We start from the raw sequence: 16211 nt of genomic DNA on the forward strand, positions 1-16211 counted from the left end.
TCATGTTCGTTTTTAATCTATTGATCCGCCTGCCTTCACCCTGCGGCTCCGCGGCTCCGGCCGGAGCCGCGGAGCGACCCAACCATGCCGTGTTCGCACACCATGCACACACAGGCGGCGCCGCAAAACTTGCAGGTACCGAGCCGCAGGCTGTCGACAGGTAGACATGCGGTGCCTCGGGTGAGGGGGTGGTTGCCCCGCTCAGCAGTGTTCCAGCGGCAACTGGTCGTCGGTGTCGTCGTCGCCAGGCCATTCGAGGATGACGTGAACGATCGGGTCGCCGTCGGCGCGCTTGCGCTTCCGTCGGGCTGACTGCCGGGCAGCCTGGATGGTGCTGGCGCGGCGCGTCGCCCACACGTGGTACGGGACGGCGTAGGTGAAGCCATCGGTGCGCGTCTTCGTCGCCATGTGCTCATTGTGCGACCACAGAACGTGCTTTGTCTATTTCTTACGTGTTCACGTTCGCGGTGTCAGCGCAGGTCACCCACACAAAGACGTCCGGCACGGGACTGATCACGAGTCCGCACCGGCATCCCATCGAACGATCCGCCGCACCTTGCGAACCTGCTCGATCAGCATCCTCGCCTCGCCCTCCAAAGCCGCCTCCATGTCGGCGCGGCGGGCCGTCATGTGCGCCACCAACAAGTCCTCAGCGTTCGTCGGCAACCCTGCCTCCAACACCACCGCCACCTCAGGATTCCCGGCGGCCGGGGGAGTCCACAGTTCAACCGGTGTGCCGCCGTCGAGGACACGTTGGATGCTGCCGGCGTCCCACTGCAATGCGCGTTCCAGGGCGGCGGTGGTGCGGGCCCGCAGCGTCTCCGGGTACGCGTTTTCTACCTTCACGACGGTGCGGGGGGCAAGGTGGCCACGTGCGGCGATCTGCCGTTGGCTGAACCCGAGCACGATGCGCCGGTTCCGGACGGCGCGGGCCAGCAACGCCACCGGGTCGGGCTTGTTGCCACTGTCGGGCGCTTCGACGGCCACGACGGGGCAGGGAAACGGCACGGGGGTGAGGGGTGTGCCGTCAGGGCTGTAGGAGCAGCCGCGGCAGATGGGTGTGGTGGTGTCGGGAAAGTCGTGGGGTGTCCACGGGTCGTGCAGGGGTGGGGCCCGGTGCGCGGGTGGGGCGCTGCGGTACCTGCCGGCCACGTGCCACCCCCGAAACGTCTTTGTGATCAACGAACGGCCAGGTTAGCGGCTTCGCGGCGGCCACAACAGGTGCATTCGGGCTGCGCGGGTTGGGCGGGTCGGTGCGAGCGCCGGTCAGTCGTCGGCGGCGGGTACCTCAATGTCCCGCCACCGCTGGTGTTCGAGCACCAGGCCGAGGAACTGCACGGCCTTCCACACCCCGATGCCGGTTGCGGTGGCAGCCGCGGTGACGGGGATCGCCCAGTAAACGCCAAGGAAGGCGGGGCACAGGCCGGCGAGGGCGACTACCAGAACAGCGGGCCAGCTGATGGTGGTCGACAGGGGTTTGTCGGCGCCGCGTGCCATCGTGTGTCTCCTCACGTTGGGGATCGTGTCGGAAACACACGGTAGGTGGTGGAGGTCCGCGATCAGGTCAGCGACTTGGCCACGTCTCAACGCCGCCGGGTTTGATCACGGCGTCGGGTGCTGCGTTGCCGACCCGATCGGGCGGTGAAGGTCAGGCCGGTCGCAGCACACATCCCACCCGGAATGGGCGGGGCAGCATTCGGTGTCGCCCGAGGTGGGGCAGTAGTACGGGGTGCACGGCTTCCGGGTCAGACGGGCGTCGCGGATTGCGTCACCAATAGCCATGACCGCACGGCCGAGGGTGCTCGCCACGGCGGCGACGGCCAGGGCATTGCGAGGGGATTCAGCCACGACGCCACTCCTCATCCGGTACTGGGAAGTCGAAGAACGACACCTGCGACATGCAGTCCCGACCAGGCGGTTTGTGGCAGGCGGGGCACCACGGCGGGTGCGCCCTACCGGGCATGCGGGCCATCATCGGCGCCGCCGCTTCATGGGCTCCGCGTTCGGGTCGAGGATGTAGCCGAGCCCGACCATCAGCAGAAGCGCGACCATGCCGCGGGCCAGCCAGCGCATCTCCCAGTCGGTCACTTCACCACCGGTCACGTAGGCGACCACCCCGAAGCCGAGTAGTGCGGCGATGAGCAGCAACACCAGCAGGCTAAGCCAGCCTAGGAACTCGTTCAACGCCCCTCCGGTGCGGCGTTGAGGGGTGCCGCTCATTGGGTGCCCTGCGGGGCGGTGGCGGCAGCGGTGGTCGCTTTCAGGATTCGCGGCGCACCGAACACGTGGTCAAGCGCCTCACCGCAAGCGGGGCATTCCCGACCGTCGTGATCGCCGCAGCCTCCGCCGTCCGGGCAGTCCACCGGCTGTTCCGCCCACCGCTCGACGGGGCTCGCCACACCGCAGTCGGGGCACGTCCACGAGTCGGAGGCGGGAGCGTCCCACCATCCGGCGCGGTCCTCGGCGGTCACGCCTCACCCACCGTCCGCTCGGCGTGGCACTCGGTCATCCGCCAGGCGCGGGCCAACAGTCCACGATCCACCTGCCCGGTGTCAGCGTCCCACCAATCCCAGCCCTCCGACCCGTACGCGCGGACGATGTCGTCGAGCTGCCCGGCGTCGAGCAGGGTTTTGAGGGCGAAGCACGGGCCGCAGCAGACCGGGCAGCGGCGGCCCTCCGCGACCTCGATCGCGCGGGCGATTTCCTCGGCCACCTTGCGGCGTTCGTCGCGGCGGATCTCGTCCTCAGTACGGGTCATGGCGTCCCCCGTCGTGTACCGGGTTCGGGTTGTTGGGCATCTTCGCCAGGGTGCGCGCAACTTCCGCCCACTCCAAAGCCTTCGCGTAGTGGGTCACCCGCAGCTCGGTGACTTCGAAGTCGCGCTGCATCCGGTCGCAGGCGGCGGCAAGGTCGGTGTCGCACGCCCACGTGGTGGCCACGTCACCGATGCGGGTGATCGTCCAGCGGGGGTCGCTGTCACAAACCTCGCAGCGGAACGCGTAGCCGGATCCGGTCGGGGTGGTCATCCGGTCACCTCCGTGTGGTGCTTGAGGAAATAGTCCAGGTCGGCCACGCCAGCGCCAGCAGCACCGACCTCGTACGCCACGTTAGGCTTGTTGTTGATGGTGGTCAGTTCGGTGACGGTGACGGTGGTTCTGTCGTTCCGCTCCCAGACCGTGCCGGGCTGCGGGATGGTGTCAACGTTGCTGGTCATGGTCGTGCTCCGTTCGTCGTTGCTGTCAGGTGCTAGCACTTGCTGTGGCGTTTGCTATCGGGTTGCTATCGGGTTGCTATCGGGTTGCTAGCCGCGAGACACGGCGGGGGCGAGCAAGTCCATGCGGCCATGCTCGATCAGGCCGGGCATCACCGGAATCGCAGCAGCCAAGAAGCCGTCAGGCGACGGGGTGAAGTGCGGGGCCGGCTCGACCTCCCACCACGACCGCAGCGCCTGCACCGTCTCCACCTCCTGCGTGCGCTTGTGCGTGAACGTCACCTCGCGCTCGCCGGAGCGCTTCACCGCCACCCGGCCGCGCTTGCACCCGTCCGGGTAGTCGTTCCAGTTGACGCCATGCCCCGACCACAGAAGCTCCTGCATCTGGCTGGTGTTCACCCCGTGGAGCCGCTTGTGCGAGAACAGCGCCTGCGCGGCCATCGTGATCGAGTTGCGCACGCAGTCACGCTGCCGCCAGATGAAGTAGTTGGCGACCTCGCGCGGGTCGGCGATGGTGAACACCCGCGAGTCGAACAGGGCGGTCCGACCTGGCCTGCGTGCGTTCAGGGTGGCGGTGGCGACAGCGGCGGTGATCGAAACCACCTTCGCAGCCACCCCGCCGAACCACGGCTGCGTGCCCGGGGTGGCAAAGTCGCAGGCCAACAGGCTGATCTCGTCCGACTGCGTGTAGGCGAACACCGCGCCGGACACCTCCTGACAGAGTGCCTGGGCGACGGCGTCCATGTCGGCCATGAACTGCTGGTCGTACGGCTTGTCCGCTCCCCGCAGGTAGGAGTGGAAGGCGCGGCCGTCCACTCGGATGATCGTGTAGGTGCGGCGGGGCAGCAGGGTGAGTGTTGCCCGCTCGTAGCCCTTCATGCGGTCGCCGAGACTGTCGGTGTCGGTCGTCATCACGTCTCCCTCGTTGCTGGTTGTCATGCTGCCCACGGGTCAGGTAGGCCGCGCATGGGCTGCGGGGTGCGGCCATCCCTCTTCGCCGCCTGCTCGGCAAGGTATTCGGCTTTGACCTCTTTGATGCGAGTGTCAAGGCTGCCGTTTTCGTCGGCTTCGATCCACCACGCAGCCGAGTAGATGCCGTACTTCCGGTTCAGCTCTTTGATCAAGTGGAGCGCCTGCGGCTCGTTGTAGTCGCGAACGACTGTCAGCATCCGAAAGCCTTCGGCGTCAGCCCTCTGCCGCGAAGTGAACTTCTTCGCGGGCATCTCTCTCTCAACTACTGATGGTGGTTTTACTGATGGTCCTAATGGTTGCGTTCCACCGTCGGAACTACCAGCGACGGAAGCGGAACTACCAGATGCGATCTTTGGAACTACCGTGGTTCCGACGTCGGAACCACGGTCACTAGTTCCACCATCGGAACTACGGGCCGGGATTGTCAGCCGGTACAGGGTCGGCCGGCGGCTTGCCTCGCGGACAACGGTCAGCCACCCCTGAGCAACCAAGCTCACCACTGCGGCGCTCACGTTCGCTCGCCGACCGATGCCGGCCTTCACCATGAGCCGGGGATAGGTGAGCCAGGCCAGGTCGGCGGTCGCAGACTTGTCGTCGTCCTTGTCACGCGCGTGGCGGGCGTACGTCTCCGCAACGGCCTTCTCGGTAGCGCTCAAATCCTCGGACTCCCACACCGCGTCGCGGTAGACGTCGCGGAACCATCGGCCGGTAGCCCGCCCGTCCCCGGCCACGCAGTCACCGCCAGTTTTCAGGCTGGTTGACGTTCCGGACAACCCACCGACCGCGCTCTTGCAGTCGGTACGAGACCAGCTCGCGCGTCCAGATCCGATCTATCGCTAGCACGATGTCGCACTGGCGAATCCCGGCTTTGGTTGCCACTCGGACAGCGTGCTTCAGGTCCTCTCGCGCGCTTCGGATGTCGCCAGTGACGCCACCCTCCGCAGCGAGGTATCGGCCCTTCGCTTCCGTAAGCAACCGGAGCGCATCCGCCTCGGCCAAGAGTGGGATGTCGGGGACTGGAACCGGCAGGTAGTTGAGGCCGGCGCGCACGTGCCATGCCTGCGCCAGGTAGCCGGCAGCGGCAGGCAGGCGTTCCGGGTCGCGCCCCAAGGATGTGTTGCAAGTCCCGCACAGCAGCCCTCGGATGGCCCAATAGCCAAGCTCCGGGTCGTGGTCGATGACGAGCCTGCCGTGGGCAGTTTCGGCCTCGGGGGTCCCGCAGATCTGACATGCGTAGCCGACCTCCGCCCGCAGTCCGTCGAACTGTGGGCAGTGGAGCAGGTAGCGCCGGTGGGTCGGGCACTGGTTGTTCTGGTGCTGCTTGACCTGGCTGCGAGGGGATCGCGGCAGGCCGACAGGCGGGAATCTGCGCCCATCAGTCGCACTGATGTTCCCCACGTTCGTTGAGCTAGGGTGTCGCACGGGCTCGGGTACCTCCGAGTCAAGGGCCGGGATCACAGGAGCGCCAACTCCTGCCCGGCCCGCTTTCGTTGCGGGCCGGCGTCGTCCGGCCGAGCTGTTTAGTCGCTGTCGCTCTCGGGCTTCGGGGCGAACTTCTTCTTGAGCGCGTCGACCGCACTGCGGCTGTAACGCCTATGTCCGTGTTCGCCGGGAAGTCGCCGGCTGGGCGTGAGGACGCCGCGCTTCTCCCATCGGCGGACGGTCGCGGGCGACACGCCTAGTTCGGCTGCCACCTCGGATGGCGTGAGTTCGTCGCCTGCCACTTGTCCCCCTGTCGACGTTGTCAAGTCGCACAAGGTTAGCGAAGTGGTCGGGTCGGGCGACCGACCTCGGGGTGTCGTGTGAAGCACGGTGCTTGTCATGCCGATCATTATTGTCTTTCCCGACTTCCTTGTCAAACTTGTCAGACCGTGCAAGACTGTCTCTAGCAAGGCAAGCCGCTCCCGAGGTGTTGGCGCACCGATGGAGCCCAATCGGGAGGTACCCCGAGATGAGCACCACTGTTCTCAGCACGCCCGGCCAGCAGGTCGTTTACACGACCCCGAACGGCCGAATCACCATCACACTCCAGTACGTCCGCGAGAACGCCTACACGGTCACCACGATGCAGGGCACCCTCCGCATCGACGCGAACTGCGGCAGCTACGACAACGAGCAGACTGCTCGCTTGGTCGCCCGGGGCTACGCGGAGATGTACCGCAACGAGAACCCCGCCGAGCCGACCACCACGGGTGTTCGCCGCCGGCAGGTCCCGCCGACCATGGCGGGGGCGCACCTCACCAACCCGTCCGACGCCGGCAACCGGGTCCTGCGGGCCGCCCTGAACAACGGCGGCACCGTCAACCGGTCCGCTGCGGCGACGGTCGTGCAGCTCAAGTCCCTGGCCCGTAAGGGCCTGGTCACCCTCAACTACGCGTCGGGTACGGGCCTGCGCCGGGTTGTCGCCTCCGCGACCCTGACCGAGCGTGGCGTGAAGGCGGTGGCCTGAAATGGTCGCGCTGATGCTGTCGAACCCGGAAGACCGGGACGCCGTCAACAAGGCTGGCGACAACGCGCAGGTCATGGCGACGTTGATCCGTCTCGCCAACGACTACCGGGGTCGCGCCCGCTACGAGGGTCGGGTTGCCGAACTGGACGCGGCCATGGACCAGGTGGACACGGTCACCGCCGCCGACCTGGACGAGCTGACCGCTTACGTGCGGGCGGGGGTGGCCTGATCATGGACACCTCAACCCTGTCGTGGGTGTGGGCGGACCGCCCCACTGTGCCGCTGCTCGGCGTGACAGTCGCCATCGCCGAGAAAGGCACCCCCGGCAACCGCTACTACCACCGGACGCCGGCAGGTGTGTGGCACCTGATCGCGGTCACCGCTGGCGAAGCCGAGTCGGTGTGCTGGTTCAACCACCGCATTGACCCGACCGTGGTTCCCGCCGAGCTGGCTGTGTGGCTGGATTCGGTGGTGGCCCGATGAGCCCTCAGGCGAACACGAACACCCCGAAGGCGCAGGTTGCCCGGGTGCGGCGCCGCAACAACACGCTGCGGGTCACGTACACGGACGGCCGGAAGGTGACCGTTCCGCAGGCAGTGAATGGTCGGTTTGAGTCGCGGGTGTCGTACGGCTATGACCAGCCGACCGGCACGTACAACTCCGCGGTGGTGTCGTCGTGACCCGGCTGCGGAGGATCCTCGGCTTGCACGGTGCGCACCGCCCGGGTGTGGTTCGCCCGTTGTCGGACGTCCACCCGACCTCCGACCCGTGGGCCAAGGGTGAGGCTGACGACCCGATGACCGACACGATGGTCATGGCGGTGATCTTGTGAGCTTCTTCGACAGGATTCGCCCCGGACACGCTGGCCGCAACGACGGGCCCGCCTTCCACGACCTCAAGCCGCAACCCGTCACCGCCGACTACGGCACCCACCCACTGTGGTGCCACAACACCGGCCACGACGGACCGTGCCAAACGTCAACCGCAGCCACCGACCCGGACGGGGTCCGATTCAAGGTCACCGTGGTTTACAACCCCATCAGCAAGGACCCGCAGCCCCAGGTGGCGGTTGAGGTGGGCGGCCGTGTCTCCCGACTCGACGCAGGCAAGGCGGCGTCCATGTTCGGGCTGGTCGGGTCGTGGTTGGCGCCGATGTCGCTGCCGCACAAGCCGCAGGTGACCTCGGACGTGGAGCCGCAGTCGTGACCGCGAAGGTGGTCCGCCTGGACGAGAAGCGGGCCAGTACCCCCGCCGGGCGCGACGAGCAGGTGCTGATCGAAGCGGACCGGATCCGCGACGGGTTGACCACACCCGCCGACAAGCAGCGCAACAGCAAGTAGCAGCACCGCCGGCCCCGTCGAGGGGGCGGGGCCGGCACACCCACTCAAACCTGTTTCATCCTGATCTGAGGAGATCACCATGTACGCGTCCGCCACGATGGCCCACACCACCCGCGAGGTTCGTCGCCCCATCACCGTCGACGCCGGGGACGGTGTGCGCACCATCCGCGTCCGGCCCGGTCGCAGCACCGCCCGCCGTGCCGCCATCGCCGCATCGTCCGGGTTCGGCCGCTGATGGCCGGCGACCGCCCCAACCTGACCGGCCCTCAGCACGTCGAGTTGGCCCTACAACTCGCCGACCTCGCCGAGCAGCCCACCTGGGAAGACGGCAAGCCCAGCGACGCGCAGCGGGACCGGATGTTGATGCGCGCACACCTGCACGCCAACCTGGCCCGCACCGCCGCCATGGTCGACGGCCAACGCTGGAACGACGGGTCGGTAAGCCAGAACGACGACGTCCGCCGCGCCTGGCACGACGTGTTCTCCGTCAAGCGGTAACAGCTCCCGCCTGCCGGTAAGCCTGCCGGGCTCGGCCACACATGTCCGAGCCCGCGCAGGGTCACCGCAGCCAACCACCCGACGAGCAGGAGGAACCGATGGCCAAGGAAACGCCCAAAGCCACCGTCACCAGTTGGAATACGAAGCGAACCGTGGAGGTGGTCAGCCGCCCCTCCGGGAGCATGACCGGCCGGTGCAGCGACAACCGGTGCGAGCCCATCCAGTCGGCCGGCGGGAACGACGTCATGCAGGGCTCCCGCGAGCACCTGCGCTGGCAGCACCAATGACCGCCGACGACTACGAGCAGCCCGCATACCTCGACCCAGGCAAGATCGACGGCCACCCCGGGCTCAACTGGTACACCCGCGTTGAGAAGGTGCACGGCCGCGACCTACGGCCAGGACAGTGGCTGGATTCCCTCGACCACTCCGGGGCCCGCACCATCCACCACATCACCGAACTCGCCGCCGGATCCCGCCTCGTCTGGTTCAGCGACATCGACGGCGACAGCGAGATTGTGCGCACTGACGTCGAATACGACGTGGTCGACCCCACCTCCCAGGTCGCACCCGACGGGACACCAGTTGGCGGGATCGGCCCACGGCCACCGCGAGGCCACAACCCGGACGTGTGCGTCCGCTGCCGGGTCGCCCCGTCCCGGACAGCGTGGGGGTGCTGTGTCACCTGCCAGATGGCCGAGGTTATGGACGTGCCGGTCAGCGCCCTACGCGACTTGCTCGGCGACTACCGCACCGACGATGAGGTGCTGCGGGACTTGAGGCGCGATCCGGTGATCGGTCACGCGCTCGCCGATGCGGAAGCCCAACGGGCCGCCGTGGAACCGAAGATCATCGCGTTCGAGGCAGAGCGTGCCGCCGCGGCCGTCCAGTTGCCGCGCCTGCCGGTGCGGTTGCTGCTGTTCATGGTCGCCTGCGCTGTTGGGGCTGCCGCCGGCATTGTGCTGCTGGTGGTGCGCTGATGGGCCTGTTCAGCCGCACCCCGAAGCCGGCGCCGGTGGACCGCACCAAGGTCACGAACCTGATCAAGCTTGGCATGGACGAAACCGACGCCGCAGACCGGGACATCGACAGCCCGGAGTTCGACGTCGCCAAGGTGAAGTTCGAGCGGGCGATGCGCTCGGCGACACCGGCCGATCAGGCCGCTGCGTGTGACGCCCTCAAACGGCACGGCTACTGATAGCGAGCCCGCCATGACCGCCTCCGTAGGGCGCCCGCCCGCCACAGGGCGCCCGCTCGGAGGCCGCCAGACCCACTGACGGCACGACGAAAGGACCCAGACATGGGACGCAAAGAGATGGTCGACCAGGTGCGGCGCGACGACGCGCAGCTCAAGGCCGCGCAGGACGCGAAGCGGGACGCACTCCGCGACCAGGTGCGGCGCGACGACGCGCAGCGCCGAGCCAAGGCGAAGTAACCGCCACGACCGCGCGAGGGCGGCCCAGCCCTAGAGAAGCAGGCCGCCCCCGCCGATCCCGATCACGGAATCCACCCGGCCAAGGAGCACCCACTCGACGGCCGGGCCGACCGATCCATCCCGAAGGAGTGATCAACCATGGCCAAGAGTAAGCCGTCCTACGACATGCCGAACATGGATGCGGTGCGCAACGAGACGCGTTCCCTCAACGACCCGAAGGCCACCTACCCGCTCGCGCGGATCGCCCGCCAGGCGCAGGCCGACGGCGCGGCAAGGCGCGGCAAGTGACCGCCCCGCAGCGTGTCGACCCGGCCAGGATCCGCAAAGCCAACCGGGCGCAGACCGTCGCCGACGTGGCCACCGTACTCATCTGGATCGGGCTGTTCGCTGTCGTCGGCGGCCTGTTTACCGTCACCGCGTCTTTGTGGTGGGTCGGGCTGATGGTTGGTGTTCCGGCGGTTGCCGTGTCGATCGTCGGCGGGCATCTCGCCGGCCGGTACCGGGAGCCTGTCACCGACGGCGAGGTGCAGCGGTGAGCGACGGCCAGCCGCGCGCCGAGCTGGGCGACCGGGGACGCTTCGACGGCTTCCCGGGGCCGGCGCAGGATCCGGGCCGTGGTCGCACCCGCCTCGACGGTGGGCAGTACGTCACCGACCATTCGGGGCCGGTCCCGTCGACCAGCCGGTTCGTGCGCACCGTCGGCGGTGGCCGGTGACGGCGGGGGAGCAGATCGCGGGGGTGGCCACCTACGGTCGCCCCCGCACCACCCGCCGGCCTGTGCAGCTCACCCCGAAGCCGACGCGCTGCGACTGCGGAGCCGACACCGTGACCGAGACGCGCCCCCTGAACTGCCCCACCCGAGAGGATCACCAGCGATGATCAGCAAAGCCCTCACCGAAGACGACGTCGAGTTCTACCGCGACATCGACTGCACTGCCGTGACAGTTGAGGTGGCCGGCGGCCGACACTGGGTGGTCGACGGACCATCCGGCATGGTCAGCATCGTCGCCGTCGCCCGCCCCGAATGTGAACTGCCCAACGACACCCGGTACGACGGCAACGACGGGTGGGTGTTCCCGTCAGGGCGACCCATCATCCACCGGCCCGGCCACGACCCGTGCCCGCTCACCGATGGTGGGTGCGCGCACGAGGTGGGTGCTGAGATCGTCGAACCCTTCGAACGCGACTGGGGCGGGAACGACACGTTCAACGGCATGCTGTGGGACGACCTCGTCAAGCAGTACGAGGCGTTCGCGGCGGTGGCGTCGTGACCCCGCCCCTGCTCACCGCCCAGCCCGCCCGTCTGCACCGCCGTGTGACCCCGTCGCAGCCCGGTCAGGTGCACGTCGACCAGGCCGCCGAGATCCGCCGTCGGCTCGCCAAGAACGAGGCCGTCACTGTCACCATCACCGGTATGGGCCGGGGCTGGTTCGTGCTGTCCGTCGGCGACGGCACGTTCGAGGTGTGGCGGGACCGGTCGTCGCTAACCGTGCCATGGGCTGACGTGCTCGCCGACAGCATCTGAGATCGCCACGTCATTACCCCCGAGTGTTTGACACGGGCATCATCCGGGGGTAATGTTCGTGGTGTCGGAAACGACAGCACCACACAACTCCACAGCGGACCCGCGCGAGCGGGACAGGGGCCTCCCCAGCGCCACGGGCGCGAAGGGACGCGAGCACCACACACCCAACCCAGGGAGGCACCCATGTCCATCACCTTCGCTCCCGCCATCACAGGTGCCCCCGAGGTCAACATGGCCAACGGCAACGCCGCGCAGATCCTCGATCTGCTCGGCTACACCTTTGACGGTGACTGGGCTGACGCCTCCGCCGAAGACTTCCTCGGCCGGGTGCTCATCGCCCAGGCGCTCCTACCCGTCGCCACCGACGACGCCAACGGCCTTCCGGCCGTACAGGAGCGCAACTGGACCGACTGCGGGCGGCGCCCCGGCTACCTGGCCGACCGGCTCACCGACCTGCACCGGCTCGCCACGTGGGCGGTCGACAACCAAGCGGCCGTCGAGTGGCACTAGTCCCAGCCCGCGCGGGTCCGCTGATCTTTTCCCCACCCACCACGAAAGGACCACCGCCGTGGCCGGCTTCAACGTCCCCGCTGAAGAGTTGGACCGGTGGATGCGTCAGCTTCCTGCCGGCACGTACACCCTGTGGGGTGTGCAGTACGAGGGCGCCCGTGGCACCGCGCATGTCACTGTTGCGCGTGGTGCCAGCGGCGGCGAACTGTCGACCCGCGATGCGGCAGAGCGTGACGCTGCCGAGCTGATGGGTTGGCGGCCGACCAGCAACCCCCGAGTGGTATCGCGGACCATCACTGTCGTCGACGGGGGGTGGCAGTGATGCCGGCGATGGATCCGGTCGACCGGGTGCGGATGGCGCACGCCTGCGAGGACTACGCGGGCCAATGGGCAGCGAACCCGGCGACGTCCGGCTCACCGTCTTCGGTGAGTCGGTATGTGGCGGAGGGTTGCCTGTCAGCACTGTGTGACCGCTACACCCTTGCCGTGGTGTGGGCGGCAGTGCGCGAGCACCTGGACGCGCACCCGGAGATTCTGGCGGCTGGTCCGCTCACGGATGGGCAGCGCGCCGAACGGCAGGAGGCTCGGGCTGCGGCGTCGAGGGCGTGTCTCGCTGAGGCCGAGGTGCCGTTTCGCGAAGGCCGGTGGGCTGGTGCGTTGGCGCGGGTGGACCGCGCCGAGCTGGCGTCGCCGGGGCTGGTCGACTTCGCCCGGTACCGGCAGATCATCGCCGAGCATCGGGAGGCGTGATGGACGCTGCCGGCGATTACCCTGAGGTCATGAATCCTGGTGATGTTGATGTGCGTGAGTTGGCTCGGTTGATCGGCGCTTTGGCGAAGATGCCGCCGGCTAAGCGCGTGCCTGCCGCCCGCGAGCTGGTTGAGGTGGCGCGGGTGGTGTTGTCGGCTGCTGCTGATGAGGCGGTGGTGGAGTTGGCGTCGTCGATGACGTATGCGCAGGTTGCGGAGCAGGTGGGGACGTCGGTGGCATCGGTGAACAAGGCGGTGTCTCGGCATCGGAATCCGGCGTTGCGGATCCGCAAGAAGTAATTACCCATGGGTGTTGACACGTGACATCACCCCCGGGTAATGTTCGTGGTGTCGGAGATGCCAACCCGAGGGAGTCGACATGCAGGAGGCCCGCCACACCGCCGAGCAGGTCCGCTACCTGTACGGCACCCCTCAGGGCATCCTCGAATTCCGGTCGTTCTTCACCGAGAACGCCCGCATCGACACCCTGCTCGTGCACCTGCCCGCCTGCGACGGCGAGCAGTGCGCCCTGTTCGACTACGAGTGCGACGCCGAATCCGCCGACGACCTGCGTCTGTACTGGCTGGCCGGTGGCGATGAGGGCATCTGGTACGGGCTCGCCGAGTACGCGGTGAACCGGGAAGCCGCCGAACAGTCGCACACGGAGCACGAGCCGTCGCACGAGCAGCGGGCCTTCCGGGGCCAGCTGATCGCCGAAGGTCGCCGCATGTCCACCAACCCCAACTACTTCGCCTGAAAGGGGCCGCAGTGATGATCGCGCCGAAGCTGTCCAAAGCCGCCATCCGCGCGCTCCGGGCCGCCGCCGACGGCACCCTCGGTCGCAACAACAGCGGCGACGTCACCCTCAGCTTCGGCGGTGCCGCCGTCAAAGACCTCCACATCCGGCAGCTCACCGACCTGGACTACATCACCGACGGGCCGACCACCCGCTACCGGCGGATGTTCGCCATCACCACCGACGGCCTCGCCGCTCTTCCCGCCGACGACGCAGCCGACGCGCTCTGCCCCGGCTGCAACGCCCGCCTCAACGCACCCGGCGTGAAGCCGAGCCGCAAGCAGCAGGGCTGGTGCGACACGTGCGCCCCCGACCACCTCACTCACTTGATGCTCGCCGGGGATCACGTCACGTTCTGCGGCAAGCCGCTGTTTTACATCACCGCCGACCCGCACGCCGACGTGAAGGCGTACGAGTCGCTGTTCGGCAACAACGACACCAACTGCACGGACTGCGCCCGCAGCCTGCGCAACCGCAACAAACGCAACCGCTGAGCACCCCGCCGGTCGGCCGCCGAAGGCCGCAAGCCCGGACGTCATGGTCCGGACCGGCGACAACACCGAACATCCCGATCAGTAGCAGGGAGCACCGAGATGGACCAGCAGACCACCACCACCGACCCGGCTATCGACCTCCGCCCGCAGGCGGTCACCGCCGTACGCCAGGCGCAAACCGACCGGCCCGACAACCCCAAGTTGTGGGCGGTGAAGCTGCTCCGCGGCGCCACCGGCTGCTACCTGGGCGACGGGGCGCGGGCCGTGGAGTGGGCGATCGCCCACCTGGCGGCGATGCGCCTCGACGAGCACCGGGTTCCCACCACTCAGGGTTGGCGGTACGAGTTCCCCAACGGGCACGACGCCAGCGTGATCAACGACCCGCACCGCCTGTTCCGGTTCGAGATCCTGTCGGACGCTCTCAACGCGCCGGGCGGTCAGGTGGTGGGGCTGACCTCGGAGCAGGTGGAGGCGAAGTTGCACACCATCGCCGCCCTGCCCGCCAACTGACCACCTGACTGACCCGGAGGCGACCATGCGCAAGGCCGACATCCAACCCGGTGCCGAGGCGTACTACGCCGAAGGGCGTGGCGCCGACTGGCGGTACGCCCCACCAACCCGGGCCGTGGTCGTGACCGCCGACCCGTACACCATCGCGCGCCGCCGGCAGGGCCCGTTCTGGTTCGTGTCATGGCACCCCGACCCGGACGGCACTGCCGTGCTGGTGGACCTGCACGAGCGGGGCCAGGTGCGCCGTGCCGCAGTGCCGGCCCGACTCCTGCGCGGCCTGTGGAAACCGACGCTCGCCGCGTTGGGCCGGGCGGAGGCGGACGTGAAGGCGTACGACGCGCTGCTCTCGGACATCGCCGCCCAGCCTGGGGCTCTCACCGGCGGGGACCTGTTGCGCTTGGCCGCCGCCGACCCGAACGTCAACCACGACACCCTGACCGTGCTGGCCGACGCCGCCGACCCGAAGGAGAAGTGACGTGCCGTACGAGACGAAGACCGCCAAGGATCTGCCCGTCGGCGCCGAGGTGCAGACGTTCTGGACCACCTGGACCAAGGGTGACGTCAACGCGTGGACCAACGGGTTGGACGACACCATGACCGACGCTGAGATCGACGACCTGCTCGGCAACGGCGGAATGGTCACCCGTGTGCCGGTGGGTCCGCAGGCGAAGCGGGAAGCGCTCGCCCGGATCGCACAGAAGGAGAACTGACCGATGACCTCACGCGAGCCCGACCGTCCGTACAAATACTTCGTCTCCTACAACTGGGGCGGCGGATGGGGATCCCACGAGCTGAACCTGTCCCAGCCCATCCGAGGGTGGTCGGACATTTCCCTCGTCACCGAAGTGCTGGTGCGGTCGGTCCGCCGTGACAAGCCGTGCATGGAGAACGCCAACGTGGTGATCGTCAACTACCAGTTGATGTCCGGGCCGGAGGACGTCGTGCCGTCCACGCCTGCGCAGCTCGTCGCCGAGCAGTCGTTGCGGGATCTGCTGGCGATGGTCGACCAGTTTGACACGCCCCGCGACCCGGGCCGGGTGTCCGCGTTCGTCAGTGACGTGCGGCGGGTGGCGTTCCGGGGGCTCGGAGGTACCCGTGGCTGACCGCAGGCTCCCTTACGCGCGCACCCTCGCCCTGCTGCGTGTCCTGTCCTGGCCGTACTGGTACCCGCCGCTGTCCTGGTTGTCCAGAGGTATCGAGTGGTTGTCGGCGACCCCAGTCCGGTTGGCTGCGACCATCGCCGCCTGCGCCTACGTCATCGTGTGGACGATCGTCATCAAGGTGGTGATCTACGGTGGCTGAGCAAACCGACGCGCAGCGACTTGCCGACGTCAACGACACGCTCATCGGCACCGTCGAGAACGGCCCGTGGGTGCTGATCGTGGATCCCAACCTGCGGAAGGTGGTCGGCGAGTACGTGGCGGACGCCTGCCACACGGTGGCGTTGGACGCTGGCCTGGACGAGGCGATGGAGGTTGCCCACGACGCCACCCCCCAGCGGTTGGACACCACAAGCCGACTGGTGGCCCCGGACGCGCGGGAACGCCTCGCCCGGCACCTGTGGCTGGACTCCCGCCCCAACGACCTGTACGCCGCCGGCCAGCGCGCGGATCTGCACCACCTGCAACCGCTCCGCTGTGCTCATCGTGTCGAACGGCTGCCGCGCCAGCACCTCGTTCAAGTCGTCGAACGACTCAGCGAACAAATCCACGCCATCCCCCAG

The 16211-nt window shown here is 68.1% G+C and carries 40 protein-coding genes; 27 read left to right on the top strand and 13 right to left on the bottom strand.

Features of this window, described 5'->3' with window-relative positions; translation table 11 throughout:
* Positions 1-201: 201 nt before the first annotated feature.
* The 11 genes from AB0K35_RS27665 to AB0K35_RS27715 all read right to left on the bottom strand — a co-directional run bounded on the left by AB0K35_RS27665 (position 202) and on the right by AB0K35_RS27715 (position 5907).
* Positions 202-408 (bottom strand): hypothetical protein, encoded by a 207-nt coding sequence (locus AB0K35_RS27665; RefSeq protein WP_363888828.1) that lies wholly within the window; start codon positions 406-408, stop codon positions 202-204.
* A 105-nt stretch (positions 409-513) separates the two neighbouring features.
* Positions 514-987 carry a hypothetical protein gene (locus tag AB0K35_RS27670; protein ID WP_363888831.1) on the bottom strand — a complete coding sequence of 158 codons (474 nt, stop codon included), beginning with the start codon at positions 985-987 and terminating at the stop codon, positions 514-516.
* Positions 988-1266: 279 nt separating this feature from the next.
* The gene (locus tag AB0K35_RS27675) at positions 1267-1497 is read right to left on the bottom strand and encodes a hypothetical protein (protein ID WP_363888834.1); all 231 of its coding nucleotides are present in this window, start codon (positions 1495-1497) and stop codon (positions 1267-1269) included.
* Between the two features lie 474 nt (positions 1498-1971).
* Positions 1972-2184, bottom strand: coding sequence for a hypothetical protein (locus AB0K35_RS27680; RefSeq protein ID WP_363888836.1), 213 nt, complete (start codon positions 2182-2184; stop codon positions 1972-1974).
* Positions 2185-2467: 283 nt separating this feature from the next.
* Positions 2468-2758: a hypothetical protein gene (locus AB0K35_RS27685; RefSeq protein WP_363888839.1), complete on the bottom strand. Its 291-nt coding sequence runs from the start codon at positions 2756-2758 to the stop codon at positions 2468-2470.
* Complete coding sequence (locus AB0K35_RS27690; RefSeq protein ID WP_363888842.1) at positions 2745-3026, bottom strand: hypothetical protein; 282 nt, start codon at positions 3024-3026, stop codon at positions 2745-2747. The genes AB0K35_RS27685 and AB0K35_RS27690 overlap by 14 nt, the downstream gene beginning before the upstream one ends.
* On the bottom strand, positions 3023-3214 hold the full coding sequence (locus AB0K35_RS27695) for a hypothetical protein (protein WP_363888844.1): 192 nt from the start codon (positions 3212-3214) through the stop codon (positions 3023-3025). Before AB0K35_RS27695 ends, AB0K35_RS27690 begins: the two co-directional genes overlap by 4 nt.
* A gap of 87 nt (positions 3215-3301) precedes the next feature.
* Positions 3302-4123: a tRNA(His) guanylyltransferase Thg1 family protein gene (locus AB0K35_RS27700; RefSeq protein WP_363888846.1), complete on the bottom strand. Its 822-nt coding sequence runs from the start codon at positions 4121-4123 to the stop codon at positions 3302-3304.
* Positions 4124-4146: 23 nt separating this feature from the next.
* Positions 4147-4914, bottom strand: coding sequence for a hypothetical protein (locus tag AB0K35_RS27705; RefSeq protein WP_363888849.1), 768 nt, complete (start codon positions 4912-4914; stop codon positions 4147-4149).
* Positions 4915-4918: 4 nt separating this feature from the next.
* Positions 4919-5581 (bottom strand): endonuclease domain-containing protein, encoded by a 663-nt coding sequence (locus AB0K35_RS27710; RefSeq protein WP_363888851.1) that lies wholly within the window; start codon positions 5579-5581, stop codon positions 4919-4921.
* A 122-nt stretch (positions 5582-5703) separates the two neighbouring features.
* Positions 5704-5907 (bottom strand): helix-turn-helix domain-containing protein, encoded by a 204-nt coding sequence (locus AB0K35_RS27715; RefSeq protein ID WP_363888854.1) that lies wholly within the window; start codon positions 5905-5907, stop codon positions 5704-5706.
* 227 nt (positions 5908-6134) lie between these two features.
* Between AB0K35_RS27715 and AB0K35_RS27720 the strand changes: the two genes are divergently transcribed.
* The 8 genes from AB0K35_RS27720 (at position 6135) to AB0K35_RS27755 (ending at position 8470) form a co-directional block, all read left to right on the top strand.
* On the top strand, positions 6135-6632 hold the full coding sequence (locus tag AB0K35_RS27720) for a hypothetical protein (RefSeq protein ID WP_363888857.1): 498 nt from the start codon (positions 6135-6137) through the stop codon (positions 6630-6632).
* A gap of 1 nt (position 6633) precedes the next feature.
* Positions 6634-6861: a hypothetical protein gene (locus AB0K35_RS27725; protein WP_363888860.1), complete on the top strand. Its 228-nt coding sequence runs from the start codon at positions 6634-6636 to the stop codon at positions 6859-6861.
* A gap of 2 nt (positions 6862-6863) precedes the next feature.
* Positions 6864-7115: a hypothetical protein gene (locus tag AB0K35_RS27730; RefSeq protein WP_363888862.1), complete on the top strand. Its 252-nt coding sequence runs from the start codon at positions 6864-6866 to the stop codon at positions 7113-7115.
* A complete protein-coding gene (locus tag AB0K35_RS27735; RefSeq protein ID WP_238670287.1) occupies positions 7112-7312 on the top strand; it encodes a hypothetical protein in 201 nt (66 codons plus the stop codon). Before AB0K35_RS27730 ends, AB0K35_RS27735 begins: the two co-directional genes overlap by 4 nt.
* A 148-nt stretch (positions 7313-7460) precedes the next feature.
* Positions 7461-7838 (top strand): hypothetical protein, encoded by a 378-nt coding sequence (locus AB0K35_RS27740; protein WP_363888864.1) that lies wholly within the window; start codon positions 7461-7463, stop codon positions 7836-7838.
* Positions 7835-7972, top strand: a complete 138-nt coding sequence (locus AB0K35_RS27745) for a hypothetical protein (RefSeq protein ID WP_363888867.1) — start codon at positions 7835-7837, stop codon at positions 7970-7972. The genes AB0K35_RS27740 and AB0K35_RS27745 overlap by 4 nt, the downstream gene beginning before the upstream one ends.
* Positions 7973-8051: 79 nt before the next feature.
* Entirely contained in the window at positions 8052-8207 is a 156-nt protein-coding gene (locus AB0K35_RS27750) for a hypothetical protein (RefSeq protein WP_363888869.1), read from the top strand.
* Positions 8207-8470: a hypothetical protein gene (locus tag AB0K35_RS27755; RefSeq protein WP_363888871.1), complete on the top strand. Its 264-nt coding sequence runs from the start codon at positions 8207-8209 to the stop codon at positions 8468-8470. Before AB0K35_RS27750 ends, AB0K35_RS27755 begins: the two co-directional genes overlap by 1 nt.
* 61 nt (positions 8471-8531) lie before the next feature.
* Here the strand turns inward: AB0K35_RS27755 and AB0K35_RS27760 are convergent, their stop codons facing one another.
* The gene (locus tag AB0K35_RS27760; protein ID WP_238670281.1) at positions 8532-8717 is read right to left on the bottom strand and encodes a hypothetical protein; all 186 of its coding nucleotides are present in this window, start codon (positions 8715-8717) and stop codon (positions 8532-8534) included.
* Between the two features lie 36 nt (positions 8718-8753).
* Between AB0K35_RS27760 and AB0K35_RS27765 the strand changes: the two genes are divergently transcribed.
* The 19 genes from AB0K35_RS27765 (at position 8754) to AB0K35_RS27855 (ending at position 15790) form a co-directional block, all read left to right on the top strand.
* Positions 8754-9449: a hypothetical protein gene (locus AB0K35_RS27765; protein WP_363888873.1), complete on the top strand. Its 696-nt coding sequence runs from the start codon at positions 8754-8756 to the stop codon at positions 9447-9449.
* Positions 9449-9667, top strand: a complete 219-nt coding sequence (locus AB0K35_RS27770) for a hypothetical protein (protein ID WP_363888875.1) — start codon at positions 9449-9451, stop codon at positions 9665-9667. Before AB0K35_RS27765 ends, AB0K35_RS27770 begins: the two co-directional genes overlap by 1 nt.
* Positions 9668-9769: 102 nt before the next feature.
* Complete coding sequence (locus tag AB0K35_RS27775; protein ID WP_363888877.1) at positions 9770-9904, top strand: hypothetical protein; 135 nt, start codon at positions 9770-9772, stop codon at positions 9902-9904.
* 138 nt (positions 9905-10042) lie between these two features.
* A complete protein-coding gene (locus AB0K35_RS27780; protein WP_363888880.1) occupies positions 10043-10192 on the top strand; it encodes a hypothetical protein in 150 nt (49 codons plus the stop codon).
* Positions 10189-10440 (top strand): hypothetical protein, encoded by a 252-nt coding sequence (locus tag AB0K35_RS27785; RefSeq protein ID WP_363888882.1) that lies wholly within the window; start codon positions 10189-10191, stop codon positions 10438-10440. The genes AB0K35_RS27780 and AB0K35_RS27785 overlap by 4 nt, the downstream gene beginning before the upstream one ends.
* Entirely contained in the window at positions 10437-10619 is a 183-nt protein-coding gene (locus AB0K35_RS27790) for a hypothetical protein (protein ID WP_363888885.1), read from the top strand. Before AB0K35_RS27785 ends, AB0K35_RS27790 begins: the two co-directional genes overlap by 4 nt.
* Before the next feature lie 160 nt (positions 10620-10779).
* Positions 10780-11175, top strand: coding sequence for a hypothetical protein (locus AB0K35_RS27795; protein ID WP_363888886.1), 396 nt, complete (start codon positions 10780-10782; stop codon positions 11173-11175).
* On the top strand, positions 11172-11429 hold the full coding sequence (locus tag AB0K35_RS27800) for a hypothetical protein (protein WP_363888889.1): 258 nt from the start codon (positions 11172-11174) through the stop codon (positions 11427-11429). Before AB0K35_RS27795 ends, AB0K35_RS27800 begins: the two co-directional genes overlap by 4 nt.
* A gap of 183 nt (positions 11430-11612) precedes the next feature.
* Entirely contained in the window at positions 11613-11939 is a 327-nt protein-coding gene (locus AB0K35_RS27805) for a hypothetical protein (RefSeq protein WP_363888892.1), read from the top strand.
* Between the two features lie 58 nt (positions 11940-11997).
* Positions 11998-12261: a hypothetical protein gene (locus AB0K35_RS27810; RefSeq protein WP_363888893.1), complete on the top strand. Its 264-nt coding sequence runs from the start codon at positions 11998-12000 to the stop codon at positions 12259-12261.
* On the top strand, positions 12261-12689 hold the full coding sequence (locus AB0K35_RS27815; protein WP_363888896.1) for a hypothetical protein: 429 nt from the start codon (positions 12261-12263) through the stop codon (positions 12687-12689). Before AB0K35_RS27810 ends, AB0K35_RS27815 begins: the two co-directional genes overlap by 1 nt.
* Before the next feature lie 29 nt (positions 12690-12718).
* Positions 12719-12988 (top strand): hypothetical protein, encoded by a 270-nt coding sequence (locus tag AB0K35_RS27820; protein WP_363888898.1) that lies wholly within the window; start codon positions 12719-12721, stop codon positions 12986-12988.
* A gap of 79 nt (positions 12989-13067) precedes the next feature.
* Positions 13068-13445 carry a hypothetical protein gene (locus AB0K35_RS27825; RefSeq protein ID WP_363888901.1) on the top strand — a complete coding sequence of 126 codons (378 nt, stop codon included), beginning with the start codon at positions 13068-13070 and terminating at the stop codon, positions 13443-13445.
* A gap of 14 nt (positions 13446-13459) precedes the next feature.
* Entirely contained in the window at positions 13460-13978 is a 519-nt protein-coding gene (locus AB0K35_RS27830; RefSeq protein WP_363888904.1) for a hypothetical protein, read from the top strand.
* Positions 13979-14077: 99 nt separating this feature from the next.
* Positions 14078-14488: a hypothetical protein gene (locus AB0K35_RS27835; RefSeq protein ID WP_363888907.1), complete on the top strand. Its 411-nt coding sequence runs from the start codon at positions 14078-14080 to the stop codon at positions 14486-14488.
* Positions 14489-14513: 25 nt separating this feature from the next.
* Entirely contained in the window at positions 14514-14963 is a 450-nt protein-coding gene (locus AB0K35_RS27840; RefSeq protein ID WP_363888910.1) for a hypothetical protein, read from the top strand.
* Between the two features lies 1 nt (position 14964).
* Entirely contained in the window at positions 14965-15198 is a 234-nt protein-coding gene (locus tag AB0K35_RS27845) for a hypothetical protein (protein WP_363888912.1), read from the top strand.
* Between the two features lie 3 nt (positions 15199-15201).
* Positions 15202-15591 (top strand): hypothetical protein, encoded by a 390-nt coding sequence (locus tag AB0K35_RS27850; RefSeq protein ID WP_363888915.1) that lies wholly within the window; start codon positions 15202-15204, stop codon positions 15589-15591.
* On the top strand, positions 15584-15790 hold the full coding sequence (locus AB0K35_RS27855; protein WP_363888917.1) for a hypothetical protein: 207 nt from the start codon (positions 15584-15586) through the stop codon (positions 15788-15790). Before AB0K35_RS27850 ends, AB0K35_RS27855 begins: the two co-directional genes overlap by 8 nt.
* Here AB0K35_RS27855 and AB0K35_RS27860 read toward each other — a convergent pair.
* Positions 15765-16199 (bottom strand): hypothetical protein, encoded by a 435-nt coding sequence (locus AB0K35_RS27860; protein ID WP_363888920.1) that lies wholly within the window; start codon positions 16197-16199, stop codon positions 15765-15767. The two genes, AB0K35_RS27855 and AB0K35_RS27860, sit on opposite strands and share 26 nt — an antisense overlap.
* Positions 16200-16211 lie beyond the last annotated feature (12 nt).

Origin of the sequence: Micromonospora sp. NPDC053740, assembly GCF_040677775.1 — a bacterium.
GTDB classification, from domain to species: domain Bacteria; phylum Actinomycetota; class Actinomycetes; order Mycobacteriales; family Micromonosporaceae; genus Micromonospora; species Micromonospora alfalfae.

Excerpts from the sequence above, each read along its gene's own strand:
- AB0K35_RS27665 (WP_363888828.1), bottom strand. The coding sequence starts at position 408 with ATGGCGACGAAGACGCGCACCGATGGCTTCACCTACGCCGTCCCGTAC.
- AB0K35_RS27675 (WP_363888834.1), bottom strand. The coding sequence starts at position 1,497 with ATGGCACGCGGCGCCGACAAACCCCTGTCGACCACCATCAGCTGGCCC.
- AB0K35_RS27685 (WP_363888839.1), bottom strand. The coding sequence starts at position 2,758 with ATGACCCGTACTGAGGACGAGATCCGCCGCGACGAACGCCGCAAGGTG.
- AB0K35_RS27690 (WP_363888842.1), bottom strand. The coding sequence starts at position 3,026 with ATGACCACCCCGACCGGATCCGGCTACGCGTTCCGCTGCGAGGTTTGT.
- AB0K35_RS27695 (WP_363888844.1), bottom strand. The coding sequence starts at position 3,214 with ATGACCAGCAACGTTGACACCATCCCGCAGCCCGGCACGGTCTGGGAG.
- AB0K35_RS27700 (WP_363888846.1), bottom strand. The coding sequence starts at position 4,123 with ATGACGACCGACACCGACAGTCTCGGCGACCGCATGAAGGGCTACGAG.
- AB0K35_RS27720 (WP_363888857.1), top strand. The coding sequence starts at position 6,135 with ATGAGCACCACTGTTCTCAGCACGCCCGGCCAGCAGGTCGTTTACACG.
- AB0K35_RS27725 (WP_363888860.1), top strand. The coding sequence starts at position 6,634 with ATGGTCGCGCTGATGCTGTCGAACCCGGAAGACCGGGACGCCGTCAAC.
- AB0K35_RS27730 (WP_363888862.1), top strand. The coding sequence starts at position 6,864 with ATGGACACCTCAACCCTGTCGTGGGTGTGGGCGGACCGCCCCACTGTG.
- AB0K35_RS27735 (WP_238670287.1), top strand. The coding sequence starts at position 7,112 with ATGAGCCCTCAGGCGAACACGAACACCCCGAAGGCGCAGGTTGCCCGG.
- AB0K35_RS27750 (WP_363888869.1), top strand. The coding sequence starts at position 8,052 with ATGTACGCGTCCGCCACGATGGCCCACACCACCCGCGAGGTTCGTCGC.
- AB0K35_RS27755 (WP_363888871.1), top strand. The coding sequence starts at position 8,207 with ATGGCCGGCGACCGCCCCAACCTGACCGGCCCTCAGCACGTCGAGTTG.
- AB0K35_RS27760 (WP_238670281.1), bottom strand. The coding sequence starts at position 8,717 with ATGACGTCGTTCCCGCCGGCCGACTGGATGGGCTCGCACCGGTTGTCG.
- AB0K35_RS27765 (WP_363888873.1), top strand. The coding sequence starts at position 8,754 with ATGACCGCCGACGACTACGAGCAGCCCGCATACCTCGACCCAGGCAAG.
- AB0K35_RS27770 (WP_363888875.1), top strand. The coding sequence starts at position 9,449 with ATGGGCCTGTTCAGCCGCACCCCGAAGCCGGCGCCGGTGGACCGCACC.
- AB0K35_RS27775 (WP_363888877.1), top strand. The coding sequence starts at position 9,770 with ATGGGACGCAAAGAGATGGTCGACCAGGTGCGGCGCGACGACGCGCAG.
- AB0K35_RS27780 (WP_363888880.1), top strand. The coding sequence starts at position 10,043 with ATGGCCAAGAGTAAGCCGTCCTACGACATGCCGAACATGGATGCGGTG.
- AB0K35_RS27795 (WP_363888886.1), top strand. The coding sequence starts at position 10,780 with ATGATCAGCAAAGCCCTCACCGAAGACGACGTCGAGTTCTACCGCGAC.
- AB0K35_RS27805 (WP_363888892.1), top strand. The coding sequence starts at position 11,613 with ATGTCCATCACCTTCGCTCCCGCCATCACAGGTGCCCCCGAGGTCAAC.
- AB0K35_RS27815 (WP_363888896.1), top strand. The coding sequence starts at position 12,261 with ATGCCGGCGATGGATCCGGTCGACCGGGTGCGGATGGCGCACGCCTGC.
- AB0K35_RS27820 (WP_363888898.1), top strand. The coding sequence starts at position 12,719 with ATGAATCCTGGTGATGTTGATGTGCGTGAGTTGGCTCGGTTGATCGGC.
- AB0K35_RS27825 (WP_363888901.1), top strand. The coding sequence starts at position 13,068 with ATGCAGGAGGCCCGCCACACCGCCGAGCAGGTCCGCTACCTGTACGGC.
- AB0K35_RS27830 (WP_363888904.1), top strand. The coding sequence starts at position 13,460 with ATGATCGCGCCGAAGCTGTCCAAAGCCGCCATCCGCGCGCTCCGGGCC.
- AB0K35_RS27835 (WP_363888907.1), top strand. The coding sequence starts at position 14,078 with ATGGACCAGCAGACCACCACCACCGACCCGGCTATCGACCTCCGCCCG.
- AB0K35_RS27840 (WP_363888910.1), top strand. The coding sequence starts at position 14,514 with ATGCGCAAGGCCGACATCCAACCCGGTGCCGAGGCGTACTACGCCGAA.
- AB0K35_RS27850 (WP_363888915.1), top strand. The coding sequence starts at position 15,202 with ATGACCTCACGCGAGCCCGACCGTCCGTACAAATACTTCGTCTCCTAC.